General features: G+C 74.3%; 16 protein-coding genes. 13 read left to right on the top strand and 3 right to left on the bottom strand.

The genetic code is table 11. The features are described 5' to 3' along the window. Positions 1–179: 179 nt before the first annotated feature. On the top strand, positions 180–719 hold the full coding sequence (locus tag ACZ4WZ_RS23785; RefSeq protein ID WP_467893227.1) for a hypothetical protein: 540 nt from the start codon (positions 180–182) through the stop codon (positions 717–719). Here the strand turns inward: ACZ4WZ_RS23785 and ACZ4WZ_RS23780 are convergent. Continuing rightward, positions 712–1,653, bottom strand: a complete 942-nt coding sequence (locus ACZ4WZ_RS23780; RefSeq protein WP_467893339.1) for a Gfo/Idh/MocA family protein — start codon at positions 1,651–1,653, stop codon at positions 712–714. The two genes, ACZ4WZ_RS23785 and ACZ4WZ_RS23780, sit on opposite strands and share 8 nt — an antisense overlap. Before the next feature lie 187 nt (positions 1,654–1,840). On the opposite strand from ACZ4WZ_RS23780, the gene glnII reads away from it, so the two are divergent. From glnII to ACZ4WZ_RS23765, 3 genes are all read left to right on the top strand, one after another. Next, positions 1,841–2,875, top strand: coding sequence for a glutamine synthetase (glnII, locus tag ACZ4WZ_RS23775; RefSeq protein ID WP_467893225.1), 1,035 nt, complete (start codon positions 1,841–1,843; stop codon positions 2,873–2,875). A 145-nt stretch (positions 2,876–3,020) separates the two neighbouring features. Then, positions 3,021–3,962, top strand: a complete 942-nt coding sequence (locus ACZ4WZ_RS23770; protein ID WP_467893224.1) for a DUF6891 domain-containing protein — start codon at positions 3,021–3,023, stop codon at positions 3,960–3,962. Positions 3,963–4,319: 357 nt separating this feature from the next. After that, entirely contained in the window at positions 4,320–4,943 is a 624-nt protein-coding gene (locus ACZ4WZ_RS23765) for a winged helix-turn-helix domain-containing protein (protein WP_467893223.1), read from the top strand. Positions 4,944–5,010: 67 nt separating this feature from the next. Here ACZ4WZ_RS23765 and ACZ4WZ_RS23760 read toward each other — a convergent pair whose 3' ends face one another. Together ACZ4WZ_RS23760 and ACZ4WZ_RS23755 are read right to left on the bottom strand one after the other, a co-directional pair. Next, positions 5,011–6,465 carry a PepSY-associated TM helix domain-containing protein gene (locus ACZ4WZ_RS23760; protein ID WP_467893221.1) on the bottom strand — a complete coding sequence of 485 codons (1,455 nt, stop codon included), beginning with the start codon at positions 6,463–6,465 and terminating at the stop codon, positions 5,011–5,013. 69 nt (positions 6,466–6,534) lie between these two features. Next, positions 6,535–7,377 (bottom strand): hypothetical protein, encoded by an 843-nt coding sequence (locus ACZ4WZ_RS23755; RefSeq protein WP_467893219.1) that lies wholly within the window; start codon positions 7,375–7,377, stop codon positions 6,535–6,537. 188 nt (positions 7,378–7,565) lie between these two features. Between ACZ4WZ_RS23755 and ACZ4WZ_RS23750 the strand changes: the two genes are divergently transcribed. From ACZ4WZ_RS23750 to ACZ4WZ_RS23710, 9 genes are all read left to right on the top strand, one after another. Next, a complete protein-coding gene (locus ACZ4WZ_RS23750; RefSeq protein ID WP_467893218.1) occupies positions 7,566–8,150 on the top strand; it encodes a rhomboid-like protein in 585 nt (194 codons plus the stop codon). A gap of 159 nt (positions 8,151–8,309) precedes the next feature. After that, entirely contained in the window at positions 8,310–9,104 is a 795-nt protein-coding gene (locus ACZ4WZ_RS23745) for a tyrosine-protein phosphatase (RefSeq protein WP_467893216.1), read from the top strand. Between the two features lie 103 nt (positions 9,105–9,207). After that, positions 9,208–11,130: a hypothetical protein gene (locus ACZ4WZ_RS23740; RefSeq protein ID WP_467893214.1), complete on the top strand. Its 1,923-nt coding sequence runs from the start codon at positions 9,208–9,210 to the stop codon at positions 11,128–11,130. A 110-nt stretch (positions 11,131–11,240) separates the two neighbouring features. After that, on the top strand, positions 11,241–11,726 hold the full coding sequence (locus ACZ4WZ_RS23735) for a DUF2975 domain-containing protein (protein ID WP_467893212.1): 486 nt from the start codon (positions 11,241–11,243) through the stop codon (positions 11,724–11,726). Further along, positions 11,726–11,947, top strand: coding sequence for a helix-turn-helix domain-containing protein (locus tag ACZ4WZ_RS23730; RefSeq protein ID WP_467893210.1), 222 nt, complete (start codon positions 11,726–11,728; stop codon positions 11,945–11,947). The genes ACZ4WZ_RS23735 and ACZ4WZ_RS23730 overlap by 1 nt, the downstream gene beginning before the upstream one ends. Positions 11,948–12,030: 83 nt before the next feature. Further along, on the top strand, positions 12,031–12,933 hold the full coding sequence (locus ACZ4WZ_RS23725; RefSeq protein WP_467893208.1) for a metal-dependent hydrolase: 903 nt from the start codon (positions 12,031–12,033) through the stop codon (positions 12,931–12,933). Next, positions 12,930–13,973, top strand: a complete 1,044-nt coding sequence (locus ACZ4WZ_RS23720) for a PDR/VanB family oxidoreductase (RefSeq protein ID WP_467893206.1) — start codon at positions 12,930–12,932, stop codon at positions 13,971–13,973. Before ACZ4WZ_RS23725 ends, ACZ4WZ_RS23720 begins: the two co-directional genes overlap by 4 nt. Before the next feature lie 54 nt (positions 13,974–14,027). Beyond that, positions 14,028–14,735, top strand: a complete 708-nt coding sequence (locus ACZ4WZ_RS23715) for a TetR/AcrR family transcriptional regulator (protein ID WP_467893204.1) — start codon at positions 14,028–14,030, stop codon at positions 14,733–14,735. Between the two features lie 24 nt (positions 14,736–14,759). After that, positions 14,760–15,284: a GNAT family N-acetyltransferase gene (locus ACZ4WZ_RS23710; protein WP_467893202.1), complete on the top strand. Its 525-nt coding sequence runs from the start codon at positions 14,760–14,762 to the stop codon at positions 15,282–15,284. The last annotated feature ends 102 nt before the right edge of the window (positions 15,285–15,386 follow it).

The raw sequence follows: 15,386 nt of genomic DNA, 5'->3' as shown, positions 1-15,386 counted from the left end.
GGCACGAACCGGAAGGACGATGGGACTGACGGGAAACCCCCGGACCTCCCTGAGACGGCCTCGCCGCACCCCGCCGCCCAGCACCCCCCAACCCCGCTCTTCACGCCGCCCCCACGCCCCGCCCCACTAGGGTGACCAAAGGAGCAAACGCAGACAAAACGTACCAAAGGACCGGCACCGTGACGGAGCAGCAACCCGACCCCAACCCCACCACCAGCTCCCGCTACCCCATCGCCCCACCCCGCCGGGGCACCGACTGGATGTTCGGCGGGGTGTACGGGACCGTGCTGGCCAGTGGGCTGCTGGCCGCGCTGGAGCAGCAGGGTGAGGCGTACACCCCCTTCTACGACGCCAGCTGGGTCCTGGTCACCGCCGTCACCGCCGCGCTCGCGCACGGGTACGCGCACCACATGGCCGACCACCGGGCCGGCTCCGCCGCGCACCGGTGGCGGTTGCTGGGCCGGGCCCTGTGGAGCGAGTGGCCGATGATCGCGGCCACCCTCCCCGCCGTCCTGCTGCTCCTGCTCGCGGGGGTCGCGCACTGGGAGCCGTACGGGGTGACGGCCGCCGGGCTCGGGCTGAACACCGCGCTGCTGTTCGCCTGGGGGGCCTTCGTCGCGATCCGGGTCGGCTACCGGATCGCCTCGGCGCTGCTCATCGGCCTGGCCGACGCCGCGATCGGGCTGGCCATCATCGTGGCCAACGCCCTCCTCAAGTAGCCAGCTGCCTCTCCGCCTCGGCCAGGATCCACGTCAGCCGGGCCCCGAACTCCGCCCCGCGCGGGTCCGGCACCCCCGTGCGGGCGGCGTCGAGCAGCGCGTCCAGGGCGCGCCCGTAGGCGCCCGGTACGTCGCTCCAGTCCGGCAGCGCGAAGACGCCCTCGGCCCCGCGCAGTTCCAGCCCCACCCCGGCGGCCGCGTGCGGCGCGCTCAGGCTGAGTACGGCGGTGCTGACGGCCCCGGAGGCGTGCCGCAGGGCCAGTTGGACCAGGTCCGACGGGCCCCGGGTGGCGGAGACGGCGGTGACCTCGCCCAGGACCGGGATGAGGACGGACAGGGCGTGCGGGCCGACGTCCCACAGCCCGCCCTTGGTCTTGCGCCAGGGCGAGTCGGCGTACGCGCTGGGTTCGCCGGCCGGCGGGAAGACCGCGCCGAGCCAGTGCGCGGAGGCGGTGAACCACCCGGTGCGTCCGGCCTGTTCGAGGACCCACCCGGCCGTGGGCTCGGCGAAGCGGAGGGTGAGGAAGACGACGGAGGCGACGCCGTGCGCCGCGGCGGCGTCGGCGACGGCGCGGGCGTCCTCCACCGTGGTGGCCACGGGCTTGTCGAGCAGCAGGTGGCAGCCGGCGGCGGCCGCGCGCACGGCGAGCGGGGCCTGTACGTCCGGCGGGAGGGCGAAGGCGGCGACGTCGCAGTCGGCGAACAGCGCGTGGGGGTCTTCGTACACCTTCACCCCGTACGCCTGGGCCAGCTCGGCCGCGGCTTCGGAGCGCCGGCCCCAGACTCCGGCGAATTCGGAGCCGGTGTGCGCGGCGAGGGCGGGGGCGTGGGTGCGGCGGGCCCAGGGGCCGGTACCGAGCAGGCCGACGCGGGGACGGGGGCGCGCGGGGCCGTCGCCCGGGCCGTCACCGTAGGAGTTCAAATCGTACGAAATGCTCACCCGCTTAGTGTGCCCCACTCGGACGGATGTACAGGCACCGACCCGAACAAGCCACCCGACCTGCGGCGTAAACGCCGGTAACACGGGGTTCACACCTGGGCAACCGATGAGAAATCGCCACGGGGCACGCTGCCGTCAACACCGCAGCGATCCGCAGCACCCGCAGAGTCAGGATGGTCCCGTGAGCTACAAGGCTGAATACATCTGGATCGACGGCACCGAGCCGACGGCGAAGCTCCGCTCCAAGACGAAGATCCTGACGGGCGGCGCCCCCGCCGACGTCGCGGAGCTGCCGATCTGGGGCTTCGACGGTTCGAGCACGAACCAGGCCGAGGGCCACGCCTCGGACCGGGTCCTCCAGCCGGTCTTCTCCTGCCCGGACCCGATCCGCGGCGGGAACGACATCCTCGTGCTGTGCGAGGTCCTCGACATCGACATGACCCCGCACGCGTCGAACACCCGTGCGCTGCTGCGGCCGGTCGCGGAGAAGTTCGCCGGCCAGGCGCCCATCTTCGGCATCGAGCAGGAGTACACCTTCTTCGACGGCATCCGCCCGCTGGGCTTCCCGGCGGGCGGCTTCCCGGCGGCGCAGGGCGGCTACTACTGCGGCGTCGGCGCGGACGAGATCTTCGGCCGTGACGTCGTCGAGAAGCACCTGGACCACTGCCTGGCGGCGGGCCTGGAGATCTCCGGCATCAACGCCGAGGTCATGCCCGGCCAGTGGGAGTTCCAGGTCGGCCCGCTCGGCCCGCTGGAGGTCTCGGACCAGCTGTGGATCGCGCGCTGGCTGCTGTACCGCACGGCCGAGGACTTCAACGTGTCGGCGACGCTGAACCCGAAGCCGGTGAAGGGCGACTGGAACGGCGCCGGCGCGCACACCAACTTCTCCACGAAGGCGATGCGCGAGGACTACCGCGCGATCATCTCGGCGTGCGAGGCGCTGGGCGAGGGCAGCAAGCCGCTGGACCACGTCAAGAACTACGGCGCGGGCATCGACGAGCGTCTGACGGGGCTGCACGAGACGGCCCCGTGGAACGAGTTCAGCTACGGCGTCTCCGACCGCGGCGCGTCGGTCCGCATCCCGTGGCAGGTGGAGAAGGACGGCAAGGGCTACATCGAGGACCGCCGTCCGAACGCGAACGTGGACCCGTACGTGGTGACCCGCCTGATCACGGACACCTGCTGCACGGGCCTGGAGAAGGACGGCCTCGTCTGACCGCGGCCTGAAGACGGCCCGGCCGCCGCGGCCCAAAGACGGCCTCGGCCCAACCGCGGCCGCTCAGCGCTCACGGTGGCGCCCGCCTCCTCTCCCGGGGGCGGGCGCCGCCGTCGTTGTCAGTGGCGGCTGTCACGGTGTCCGTATGCATCCCACGCACCCCATCACGATCCAGCCGGTCAGAGTCCACACCGAGCCGGGCGGCTTCCACGACCTCTCCGGCTCCGGGAGCCGCGAGCCGCTGTCCGCGCTCGTGGCCCGCATAGGCGGGGCGGGTGACCGCTTCCTCGTCGTGAACCGGGTCCCGGACGATCCGGACGTCTACGTCCAGGTCTGGCACGAGACCGGCGGCGACTACCAGCTGGAGCACCGCGCGGGCACTCCCGACCGGCACTTCCAGGCGTTCGTCGAGACGGCGGACGAGGTGGTGGAGGTGATGCTCCGCTGGGCGGCCGGGGAGGCGGGCTGGGACCGCGGACCGGCCTGGGAGCGGCTGGACTTCCCGGCGGAGGAGGTGGTGCCGCTGGACCCGGAGGTCGAGGAGGAGCTGACCGGGGCCGTGCGCGGCTGGCTGCGCTGCGGGTACGACGACCGGGCGGCCCTGACGGAGAACGCCGAGGAGTACTTGGTGAAGGGCGACGACCGGCCGGTGTCCCGGGCGCAGGCCGCGCAACTGGTGGACCGGCTCTGGCGGGAGCGGGTCGCCGAGCAGGCCGGGTGGGCGGGTGAGACCGATCCGGAGCGGCTGGCCCGGGCCTTCAGGGCCCTCGACGCGGGCGGGATCACCGCGCGTGAGAACTTCGCCTGCTGCCGCTCCTGCGGTTTGGGGGAGATCCGGGCCGCCGGCGAGGAGGACGCGCGCGGGTTCGTCTTCTTCCACGCTCAGTGCACCGAGGGGGCGGCCGAGGGCGGGGACCTGTACCTGCTCTACGGGGGTTTCGCCCCCGGCGAGGAGCTGACCGTCTCCGTGGGCCGGGAGGTGGCCGCGGCGCTGGACGGCGTGGGGCTGTCGTGGGAGTGGGACGGTTCGGCCCACGATGCGATACGGGTGACCGGGCTCGACTGGCGGAAGCGGCTGTCCGGCTGACGGTTTGTCGGGAATGTGGCGGACCGACGAAGAGTTGACGACAATATGTGAGATATCGATCCACCAAGTGAGATGAGGCATGCCCCGGGCCCCCGTTTCTGCTTCAATGGCGCCCATGGCCAGCCATCCGTACTCCCCGACAGGTCGCAGCGACCTGGAGCCGTTCTGGCCGTCCCGTCAGGACCACGACTTCGACCGGGTGTGTTGCCGCGCCGAGAACGCGCCGGCCCTCTAAAGCTTCCGGGACCTCTCACCAGACCCGCCCGGGGCCTTCGGTCTGCGCGGTACGCAACGACTACGTGCACATGCACACGTACGTCTTCTGCCGACCCCTCCGCGTGAAAGAGCTGACCACTCATGACGAGCACCCGTTCCTTCGCTCCTGCCGCCTCCGCTGCGACCTCCGCCCCCCTGCCCTTCTCCGCTCCGCGCCACCGGCTGCGGGCCGTGGACCGGGACGAGGTGGCCCGGGTCGTGGACCTGCTCCCGCCCGGCGCCACCTGGCTGCCCGCGCCCCAGCACGCCGTTCCCGCGCTGCCGGGCCAGCCGCCGATGGTCGGCTACCTGGTCCTCGTACCGGCCGACCAGCAGCCGATCGCCTTCGCCCCGCAGTCCGTCCCCGCGCCCGTCACCGGAGCGGCCGCCGGACCGGTCCCGCACTCCGCCCGCCCCGCGCCCGCGTCCCCGCCGGCCGACGGCGACGCGCTCGTGCGGATCGACGCCGCGCAGCGCACGGCCGAGGTCGACGGCGAGCAGCTGGACTTGACCTACCTGGAGTTCGAGCTGCTCGCCCACCTGGTGGCCCACCCGCACCGGGTGCACAGCCGGGACCAGCTGGTGACCACGGTGTGGGGCTACGGGCACGTCGGTGACGGCCGCACGGTCGACGTCCACATCGCCCGGCTGCGCCGCAAGCTGGGCGCGGCGCACCGCGGGGCGATCCAGACCGTCCGCCGCGTGGGCTACAAGTACACGCCCTGACACCCGGGACGACGGTGGGCCCGCACGCGGGACAGCGCGTACGGGCCCACCTGTCTCCGCGCCCCGCTTATACGGTCCGCGCCCCGCGCCGGCGCGCGACGAACCCGGCGGCCAGGTCGATCACGAGGAAGGCCAGCAGGCTGATCCCCAGCAGCGGGACGAACCAGCCGACGACCGCCGTCGCGCAGGCGGACGGCAGCAGCACGGTCACCGGCAGCCTGCGCCAGGCGCCGCGCGGCTGGGCCCGGCCCACCGAGAGCCGGCTCTCCTTGGTGGGGCGGCGCATCCACCACATGCGGTAGCCCCACACGACCAGGAACATCACCGCCACGGCGAGCGCGGCCAGCGCGAGCTGGTTGGCGATGCCGAAGGTCAGGCCCATGTGCAGGTCGATGCCGAAGCGGGTGAGCTGGGCGAGGAGCGGGTAGTCGGCGAAGCGCAGGTCGTCCATGATCCGGCCGTCGGCGGGGTCGACGGCGACCGAGTCCAGGTGTACCGGGAGCGTCTTGTCGTTCTCCTTGACGACGTAGCCCTTGCCCTTGGCGGGCAGGGTCACGCGCAGGCTCTCGGTGACGCCGGCGGCGCGGGCGGCGGCCACGGCCCTGTCGATGCCGACGTCGGTGACGGGGGCCGGCGGGGGCATCTCCATGTCGTCGGTCATGACGTGCCCGGCGTGTTCGTCGCCGCCGTCGGCGCCCGCGGCCGCGCCGGGCTGGAGCTTGGCCGCGACGGCGGGGGTGGCGCCGCCGAGCCGGTCCTGGAGCTGTCCGATGTTCTCACCGGCGTAGTTCGACCAGGTCAGGCCGGTCACGGAGAGGCCGACGAGTCCGACGGCGGCCCACAGGCCGACGGTTCCGTGCCAGGAGAGGGTCTTGCGGCGGCCGGTGGCCTTGCGGTCGGGCAGGACGAGGTCGGCCTTGCGGCCGCGGCGGCGCCCGATCCACAGGGCGAGGCCGCCGAGCGCGACCACCCAGAGCCAGCTGGCGGCGAGTTCGCTGTAGTTGCGGCCGAACTCCCCGAGCTGGAGGCTCGCGTGGAACTCGCTCAGCCAGGCCCGCAGGGGCAGCGCGTCACCGGAGGTGGTCAGCTGTCCGCGCACGTCGGCGGTGTAGGGGTCGACGAAGACGGTGAGGGTCTCGCCCTCGGCCAGGCCCGGGTTCTCCATGATCACGCGGGTGGTCGCGTCGTCCTCGGGCGCGGGCCACACGCCGAGCACCTTGCCCTGGGGTGCGGCGCTCTGGGCGGCCTTCACCTGGGTGCTGAGCGGCACGGCCCGCTCGCCGACGCTGTCGACGGTCAGCTCGTGGGAGTAGAGGATGCGCTCGGCCTGCCAGGAGCCCGCGTACAGCAGGCCGGTGGCGGCCGCGAGGAAGAGGAACGGGGCTATCAGCAGCCCCGCGTAGAAGTGCACGCGCAGCAGCAGCGGCCGCAGTGCGGCCCAGCCGCCGGCGGTGCGGCGGGCGGGTCCGGCCGGTGTTCCGGAGTCCTGCGCGGGGTGTTCTTGAAGCTCGTCAAGGGACATGTCGGTCCTGGGGTTCGGCGAAACGGGGGACCGGCCCCAGGTCTCGTCCGCCGCCCGGGAACGCGACGGTCAGGCGCGCGCGGGGTGCGGGACGGGTGCCGCCGGAAGGCCTCCGGCCGCCCTGCGGGCGGGGCCGGTGGTGCCCGGTGCGTGCGCGCGCGAAGGGGCGCACCGGCGGCTCGCGGCGACGCGGTGGGCGTACGCGGCGGGGGCCGTCGGCCGGGCGGGGCTCTGGCGGCACGGCCTCGGGGCCGTGGTGCGGGTGTCTCGCCACCCGGGCGGGCCGCGGCGGACCGCGGTGTGGGCGTGTACGGCTCCGCGCAGCCGGCGCGGGCGTTCGTACGGGGGGTGGTGCGCGGGCGGGACCGGTACGGGGGCCACCCGGGTCCGCAGCAGCGCGAGCGCGCGGGCGACCGGCCGGGCGGCCAGCAGCGCGGTGGCGCCGAGGGCCCCGGCGAGCCGGAAGACGGCGGCCTCGCCCCAGGCGAGCCAGGCGGCGCAGAAGAGCCCGGCGAGGACGTGCGCGGCGATCATCCCGAGGCCGCCGTGCCCGGCCATGTCACCCATGCCGGCCATGTCACCCATGCCGGGGAGGTCGGCCGCGCCCGCCACCGGGTCCGTGCCGGCGGTGGCCGTGGCGCCGCCCAGGGGGGCGTCCATCGGCATGCCGGGCACGTGGTGGTGACCGGGCATCGGCTCGGGCACGGCGGCCGGCTCCGGCGCGGGGGCGGTGTGCCGGTGGCCCGGGGCCTGGCCGGCGGTGAAGGCGAGGTGGAGGACGCCCTGTACGGCGAGCAGCGCGGCGGTGATTCCGGCCGGGCCGCAGCGTCGTCCGGCGGCGGCCCAGGCGAGGGCCCCGGTCAGGGCGAAGGCGACCAGAAGACTACCGAAGGGGACATCCATCCCGGACATATACGAATGCCCCATCGCACCCAATGCCACGCACACGGCCGCGAACATCGCGGCCCGCGTGCCGCGCATCGGCGCACGGGAGGGGGATCCAGTCATGTTCCGGTCATGGTCTCACGGGGCCCGCCGCCGCGCGAGGGAGGGCCGTACCCGATCATGGACCGGTGAATCCATCGCCATGGTCATGGTCAGTGCCGCTGGGAGCGGTCTACGCGGGCGCGGTCCAGCTCGGGGCCCACGCCCTCGAACGGCTGGATCCGGTCGAGCGGGAACGGGTACTGCGCGGCTGCTCGACGAACGTCGACAACCTCGACGCCGGCCGCTGGGAGACGCTGCTGAGCAGCGCCTGCGTGGTCGAGGAACCCATGCCGCTGCCGTACGCCCTGCTGCTGGTCGCGGTGCTGGGCTACGCGGAGTACGCGTACGGGGCGTGGTGGACGGCCGCCGTCTTCCTCTTCGGGCACGCCACGGCGACGCTCCTGGTCTACGGGGCCCTGCGCCGCACCGCGGACCGGCAGACCCGCCGGGCCCTGGACGTGGGCACGAGCTACGGCTTCAACGCCGTCCTCGGCGCCCTGACCTCGGCGCTGCCGCGCGGGGCGGTGCGCAACAGCGCCCGGGCGGGCCTGCTGGCGGTCGCCGCGCAGCCGGTGCTGCGGCGCGGGCGGACCTTCACCGACGCGGGCCACCTGGTGGCGCTCGGCCTGGGGATAGGCCTGTCGGTCGCCTTCGATTGTCTTTCCGGTTCGAAACATCGGAAAATCGCTCACATCTGACCCAATTGTCCCGATCGGGAGGGGCGGCGTGACGGCACGCGCACACGCCACCCCCCGAGCCGGCCACCCCCGCTCCCCTCCGCGCACGCCACCCTCCCCGAGCACTCCGTCCCGCGCACGCCACTTTCCCGAGCAAGCCACCCCGCTGGAGCCGCCACGATGACCGCCACCCCCTCCACCACCGTCGCCAACCTCCGCGACCTCGGGGGCACCCCGCTGGCCGGCGGCCGCACCGTCCGCCCCGGCCTCGTCCTGCGTTCGGGCGCACTGGACCGGCTCGACCTCGACGCCGACCCGGCGGTGGCGGCGCTGGGGCTGCGGACCGTCATCGACCTGCGCAGCGACGCCGAGCGGGCGGACCACCCCGACCGGATACCCGACGGGATCCGGCTGCTGGTGCGCGACGTGCTGGCCGACAAGATGAGCGACCACCGGATGCCCGCCGCCACCCAGCTCAAGGACCTCCTCGCCGACCCGATCGTGGCCGAGGAGCACCTGGGCGGCGGCAAGGCACGGGCCCTGTTCGGGACCGTGTACCGCTCCTTCGTCAGCACCGGCTCCGCCCACACCGCGTACCGCACGCTGCTCACCGAGGCCGCCGACCCCGACGCGGGCCCGCTGCTCTTCCACTGCACCGCGGGCAAGGACCGTACGGGCTGGGGCGCGACGCTGATCCTCGCGCTGCTCGGCGCCGACGAGGACACCCTGATGGCCGAGTACCTGTCGGTGAACCCGGCGGTCAAGCAGGCCTTCGCGCCGCTGATCGAGGGCTTCACCGCCGCGGGCGGCGACCCGGACATCGCGCTGGCGCTGATCGGGGTGTTCCCCTCCTACCTGGAGGCCGGCCTGGACGAGATCCGCGTCCGCTACGGCTCGATGGAGAAGTACGTGCACGAGGGTCTCGGGGTGTCCGAGGAGACGGTCGCGGCGCTGCGCGCCAGGCTGACGGCCTGAGCCGCTCCGGGTGCGGAACCTCGTACACCTCGGAGCGCGGAATTCACTCGAACGGGCAAGCGAGGGTGGGTGACCATCCGATGATTCGCTCGTTCTGCTGAACGTGACTGCGCCGGATACCGCCACCCGACCCCTGACCCCCGACGTCGAGCAGGCCGAGGCCGCGATCGTCGAGCACTATCCGCGGCTGGTGCGGCTCGCCTACCTGGTGCTGCCGCCCTCGCTCGGCCGCAACCGGCGGGTGCTCACCGCCCATTCGCTGACCCAGCGGGCGCTGCCGCGCGGCCGGCGCGGCTCCGACCCGGCAGCCGTGCAGGGCGGGGTGCCGGCGCAGCGCGGCGGGCTGGGCGGGCCCGAGTCCGGTTACGCGTACGTCCGGCTGCGCGTGCTGCGTTCCGCCCTGGAGGCGGGGATCCCGCTGACCTTCAAGGCGCTCCCGCTGCGCGGGCAGCTGCCCGCGCTGCTGCCCCAGGTCTGGGGGCTGCGGCTGTTCCCGCGCGCGGGCGGGGCCGAGGAGCTGGCCCTGGACCAGTGGCTGGCCACCCTGAACGGGCCGGGCCGCGCCGCCTGCGTGCTGCGGGCGCTGGAGGGGCTGGCCGAGCCGGACGTGCTCCGGGTGCTCGCGGAGGCCGGGGTCGCCGACCCGGCGGCGGCGGTCGCGGAGTCCGGGGACCCGGCGCACGACGGGCTGTTCGCCTCCCCCGAGTTCGACCCGTGCGTGCTCCAGGCCCGGCCCACCGACCTGCTGCGGCGGCGGCGGTTCGCGCGGGCCGGGCTGGCGGCCGCGGCCGCGCTCGCGGTGTGCGGGGCGCTGCTGGCGCTGCCGGGCGGGGGCTGGGGCTCGGACGGCCCCTCCGCCCCGCTGTACGCGCGCAACGCCGCGGCGGAACAGGCCCTGGATCCGGCGCAGCTGGTGCGGGTCGCGCCCACGGTGTGGCGTACGTCCTCCCGTACGGACTACTCCGCCTGGCCGGCGCGCGGCGACCGCGCCCAGGACGCGGAGCTGCTGCGCCGGGCGCTCGCGGTGTGGGCCCGGCCCGGAGGGGAGGTGGTGGTCTCGGCGACCCCGGGCACCCCGTCGGGGCCGCCGATGGGACCGGCGCAGCTGCTGTTCGCGGGCACGGTCGACCAGGCCGTGGTGGTCCTGCTGTACGACGGGCTGCGCGTGGTGCGGTACGCGGAGCCGCGCAACGGGACGGCGGGCGCCGCCCTCGACTTCGCCCGGGCCGACGGGGCGACGGCGGACACCGCGACCGCCCTGGTCCTGAGCCGGGTCGACGGCAACGTCCGCTATCTGACGGCCCCCTGGGTGACCGGCGCGGCCCTGCGCGACCTGCTCAAGCCCGGGGAGCAGGCGGCCCCGCTGAAGCTCACCCCGGACGGGGTCACGCCGCCGGTGCTGGGTCCCGCCCCGAACGGCGACTGCACCAGCTGGAGCGCGCTGTCGCTGACCGGCGACGGCGCCACCCGGCTGGTGACCGACCTGGGCGAACTGACCGCGGCCCGGCTCACCTCGGGCGCGCCGGGCGCCGCGCGGGACGTGACGGAGGCGGCGGAGCTCGGCGAGTGGTCGAAGACGGCGTGCCTGCTGCCGTCGGTGCGCTCGCACGGGGTGCGCTCCGTCAACGCCTGGACGTACGCGAAGCAGCCGCTGCCCGAGGGCGACGGGACGGCCACCTGGCTGTGCACCCGGGCCGAGACCTGGCAGGGCACGGCGGACCGGGTGCAGGCCCAGTTCCTGGCGCCGGGGGCACCGCTGGCGGCCCAGGCGGCCAAGGCGGAGGGGTCCCCGGCGTGCGGGCCCCGGGAGCCGCGGGTGCTGGCGGGCGTGCTGTGGAAGTCCCGGGCGGGGCAGTGGTACGTACTGGCGGCGGGCAGCGCGCAGTTCACCTCGCTGTCGGCCTCGGGCGCCGGCGTGAGCGGCAGTACGAACGGCAACCGGCTGGCCCTGAAGGCGCCGGAGGGCGCGCAGGTGGACCTGTCGGGCAAGCTCACGGACGGCAGCAAGGCGGGGGTGCTCCGCTAGAGCGTCGTCACGGTCCCGCGCGGGCCTCGCCGCCCGGTTCTCCGGCCACCCCTTGCCGGACCTATCGAATCTCGATAGGTTTCCATCGTGACTCGATGGAAGGACATGCCGTGGGAAAGCTGACGGTGGGTGCGCTGCGCGCCGTGCTCGCGGTGGTGCTCACCGGCACCGTGTTCGTCCAGGTGTCGATGGTCTGGGCGCTGGCCTCCGATCCGGAGGACGGGTCGCTCCCGCTGACCCCGCTGCGGGTGATCACGATCCTGGGCATGGTGGCGGCCCAGGTCGCGCTGGTCTGCGTCGGGCGGCTGGTGACGATGGTGCGCCGCGGGACGGTGTTCTCCGACGCCGCCTTCCGGTACGTGGACGCCGTGATCGGCGCGATCGCGGCGGCCGCCCTCCTCTGGTTCGCGGTCACGGCCCTCAACGCACCCGGCCAGCGGGAGGACCCGGGCGTCACCGTCATCATGGGCGGGGTCGGGGTGGCCATCCTGGGGGTGGCGCTCATCGTGCTCGTGCTGCGGATGCTGCTCGCCCAGGCCGTCGCGCGCGACGTCGAGGCCTCACGGCTGCGGGCCGAGCTGGACGAGGTGATCTGATGCCGATCACCGTGGACATCGACGTCATGCTGGCCCGGCGGAAGATGTCCGTGGGCGAGCTCGCGGACCGGGTGGGGATCACTCCCGCCAATCTGGCGGTGCTCAAGAACGGCCGCGCCAAGGCGGTGCGCTTCGCGACGCTCGCCGCGCTGTGCGAGGTGCTGGAGTGCCAGCCCGGCGATCTGCTGCGCTGGGAGGCCGAGGACACCGGGGGCGGATGACCCGCCCCGGGGGCGTACCGGGCGGGGCGATCCGGGGACGCAGAGGGGTTTTCCTGACGGGTACCCATCAGTACATTGACGCCATGTCTAATAGGCCGCCCGCCCCAGCCCCCGCCCCCGTGGCGTCGGAACACACGGACCTCGCGCCCCGCAACGTCTCCTTCTCCTGGGAGGACACCCCGCTGCACTGGCTGCCCGGCGAGCCCTTCGCCGGGCACACCATCAACGTGCTGCACCTGCTGCTGCCCGCCGGCGAGCGCTGGTTCGTACACGTCTACAAGCAGGCCCTCCCCCACATCGAGGACGAGCGGCTGCGGGCGGACGTCATCGGCTTCATCGGGCAGGAGGCGATGCACGCCGCCGCGCACGACGACGTCCTCCCCCACCTGAGGCGCCTCGGCCTCGACCCGACCCCCTACACCGCCCAGGTGGACTGGCTCTTCGAGAAGCTCCTCGGCGACCGGACCCTGCCCCCGGGCCGGGCGCGCACGTGGTGGCTCAAGGAACGGGTCGCGATGATCGCCGCGATAGAGCACTACACCGCGTTCCTGGGCGACTGGGTGCTCAACGCGAAGGAACTGGACCGGCGCGGCGCCGACCCGATGATGCTGGACCTGCTGCGCTGGCACGGCGCGGAGGAGGTCGAGCACCGGTCGGTCGCCTTCGACCTCTTCATGCACCTCGACGGCAACTACCGCCGCCGGGTGCGGACCTGGGCCACCGGCTTCGCCGCCCTGCTCTTCCTCTGGCAGCGCGGCGCCCGCTTCTTCATGGAGAACGACCCCCACCTGCCGGGCGCCAAGGCCTCCTACGGGCAGTTCCTGCGGGCCGGCCGCAAGGGCGTCCTCCCCTCGGCGGGGGCGATGGCCCGCTCCATCCCGACCTACCTCTCCCGTACGTACCACCCCTCGCAGGAAGGCTCGACCGCCCAGGCGCAGGCCTACCTGGCCTCCTCGCCCGGCGCCAACGGCGGAGTGCGGCCGTGAGGCGGGCCCTGGCCGTCACGGCGGTGGCGGGGGCCGCCGTCCTGGCCCGGCGCGCGCTGCTCCAGCGGATCGGCCGCTCCCCCCTGTGGCCCCTGCCCGCGCTGGAGAACCCGGTGTCGGGATACTCCCCGCGCCGGGCACTGCACGCCGTGGTCGTCTCGCGCACCGAGCCCGCCGAGGGGGTGCTGCGGCTGGTGCTGGAGTCGGAGGAACTGCCGTCCTGGACCCCGGGCGCGCACGTGGACCTGACCCTGCCGTCGGGGCTGGTGCGCCAGTACTCGCTGTGCGGGGACCCCGCCGAGGCGGGGCGCTGGACGATCGCCGTCCGGCTCGTCGAGGACGGCCGCGGCGGCTCGCGCGAGGTGCACGACCGGCTGGTGGAGGGCACCCGGCTGCGACTGCGGCCGCCGCGCAACCGGTTCGAGCTGGAGCCCGCGGACTCGTACGCCTTCGTCGCGGGCGGCATCGGCATCACCCCGGTCCTGCCGATGCTCCGCGCGGCGACCGCCGCCGGCGCCGACTGGACCCTGCTGTACGGCGGCCGCTCGCGCGCCTCGATGCCGTTCCTGCCCGAACTCGCCGCCTACGGGGAACGGGTGACGGTCACCGCCGAGGACGAGGCGGGCCTGCCCGACCTGGGCCCGCTGGCCGGGATCCGGCCCGGCACCCTGGTCTACTGCTGCGGCCCGGAACCCCTGATGCGGGCCGTCACCGCGGCCGTCCCGGATCCGGGCGCGGTCCGGCTGGAGCGCTTCGCGGCGGCGGCCCCGGCCGCGGCGAAGCCCTTCACGGTGGAACTCGCCCGCACGGGCGGCACCGTCGAGGTCGCCCCCGACGAGTCCACGCTCGCGGCGGTGCGCCGGGTCCTGCCCGACACCCCGTACTCCTGCGGGCAGGGCTTCTGCGGAACCTGCCGGCACCGGGTCCTGGCGGGCCGGGTGGACCACCGCGACGAACTCCTCACCGACGGGGAGCGCGCCGGCTCGATGCTGCTGTGCGTCTCCCGCGCGGCCTCGGACCGGCTCGTGCTGGACCTGTAGCGGCGGGGTCCTCACCCGTACGGCCCACCCCCGCACGGGAAGTAGGGTGTCGGCATGACAACCGGGGTGCGACGCAGGATGGGTGTCGAGGAGCGGCGGCAACAGCTGATCGGGGTGGCCCTGGAGCTGTTCAGCCACCGCTCCCCCGACGACGTGTCGATCGACGAGATCGCGGCGGCCGCCGGGATATCCCGCCCGCTCGTCTACCACTACTTCCCGGGCAAGCTCAGCCTGTACGAGGCCGCCCTGCGGCGGGCCGCCGACGAGCTGGCGCAGCGTTTCGTCGAACCGCAGGAGGGCCCGCTGGGGCTGCGGCTGCTGCGGGTGATGGGGCGGTACTTCGCGTTCGTCGACGAACACGGGCCCGGCTTCTCGGCGTTGCTGCGCGGCGGTCCGGCGGCGGGCAGCAGCCGGGCCAACGCGATGATCGACGAGGTGCGGCAGGCCGCGTACGAGCAGATCCTCGTCCACATCGGCGTACAGGACCCGCCGGCCCGGCTGGAGCTCGTCGTGCGGTCCTGGGTTTCGCTGGCCGAGTCCACGGCGCTGCTGTGGCTGGACGGGCGCCGCATCCCCCGGGGCGAACTGGAACTCCAGCTGGTGCACGACTTCGCCGCGCTGGCGGCGGTGAGCGCCGCGTACGACGCGGAGATGGCGGGGATCCTCGTACGGATCCTGGCGGACGAGCCGGCCGACGGGCCCTTCGGGGAGCTGGTCGGGCGGCTGGCGGCGCTGGTGCCGGGACCCCGCCGGGGCGAGTGAACGCCGCTGGCGATAATGCCAGGCGTGATCATTGACGACGGGATGTTGTTCCGTGCGGCCGCGGAGAAGGACGCCGGCACGCTGGTGAAGCTGTACGACCAGGCCGCCCGGTGGATGCTCGGGCGGGGGATCGACCAGTGGAAGCCGGGAGAGAAGGACGCCGAACACTTCCGCGCGCGCATGCGCGACGGTGAGGTCTGGCTCGCCGAGGACGCCGACGGGCGCGTCGTGGGCGCCTACGAGCTCTGGTGGTCCGACGAGGAGGCCTGGGGCGTACAGCCCCCCGTGGCGGGATACGTGCACCGGCTGATGGTGGAGCGGAAGGCCGCGCCGGCCGGGGCGGGGATGCGGATCCTGGAGCACGCCGAGCACCGGATCGCCCGGACGGGCCGGGAGCGGGCGCGCCTGGACTGCGTGTCGAGCAACCCGAGGCTGCTGGCGTACTACCGGAGTGCGGGCTACCGGGTGGTCGGCGAGTTCCCCTCGAAGCAGGCCAAGGACGGGCGGGTGTACGGGGTGGTCCTGCTGGAGCGGCGCCTCGACGTCTGAACCGCCCGCCCGGGACGCGGAACGGGGGGGGGGGGGGGGGGGGGGGGGCGGGGGCCTCTGTTGTTCCCGTGGGGGTTACGCTCCGTCTTCGCCCACCCATCC

Source organism: Streptomyces sp. NPDC029122, from assembly GCF_055569445.1.
This window is presented reverse-complemented; position numbering and strand designations above follow the sequence as displayed.

Excerpts from the sequence above, each read along its gene's own strand:
- ACZ4WZ_RS23770 (WP_467893224.1), top strand. The coding sequence starts at position 3,021 with ATGCATCCCACGCACCCCATCACGATCCAGCCGGTCAGAGTCCACACC.
- ACZ4WZ_RS23765 (WP_467893223.1), top strand. The coding sequence starts at position 4,320 with ATGACGAGCACCCGTTCCTTCGCTCCTGCCGCCTCCGCTGCGACCTCC.
- ACZ4WZ_RS23760 (WP_467893221.1), bottom strand. The coding sequence starts at position 6,465 with ATGTCCCTTGACGAGCTTCAAGAACACCCCGCGCAGGACTCCGGAACA.
- ACZ4WZ_RS23755 (WP_467893219.1), bottom strand. The coding sequence starts at position 7,377 with ATGTCCGGGATGGATGTCCCCTTCGGTAGTCTTCTGGTCGCCTTCGCC.
- ACZ4WZ_RS23745 (WP_467893216.1), top strand. The coding sequence starts at position 8,310 with ATGACCGCCACCCCCTCCACCACCGTCGCCAACCTCCGCGACCTCGGG.
- ACZ4WZ_RS23730 (WP_467893210.1), top strand. The coding sequence starts at position 11,726 with ATGCCGATCACCGTGGACATCGACGTCATGCTGGCCCGGCGGAAGATG.
- ACZ4WZ_RS23725 (WP_467893208.1), top strand. The coding sequence starts at position 12,031 with ATGTCTAATAGGCCGCCCGCCCCAGCCCCCGCCCCCGTGGCGTCGGAA.
- ACZ4WZ_RS23715 (WP_467893204.1), top strand. The coding sequence starts at position 14,028 with ATGACAACCGGGGTGCGACGCAGGATGGGTGTCGAGGAGCGGCGGCAA.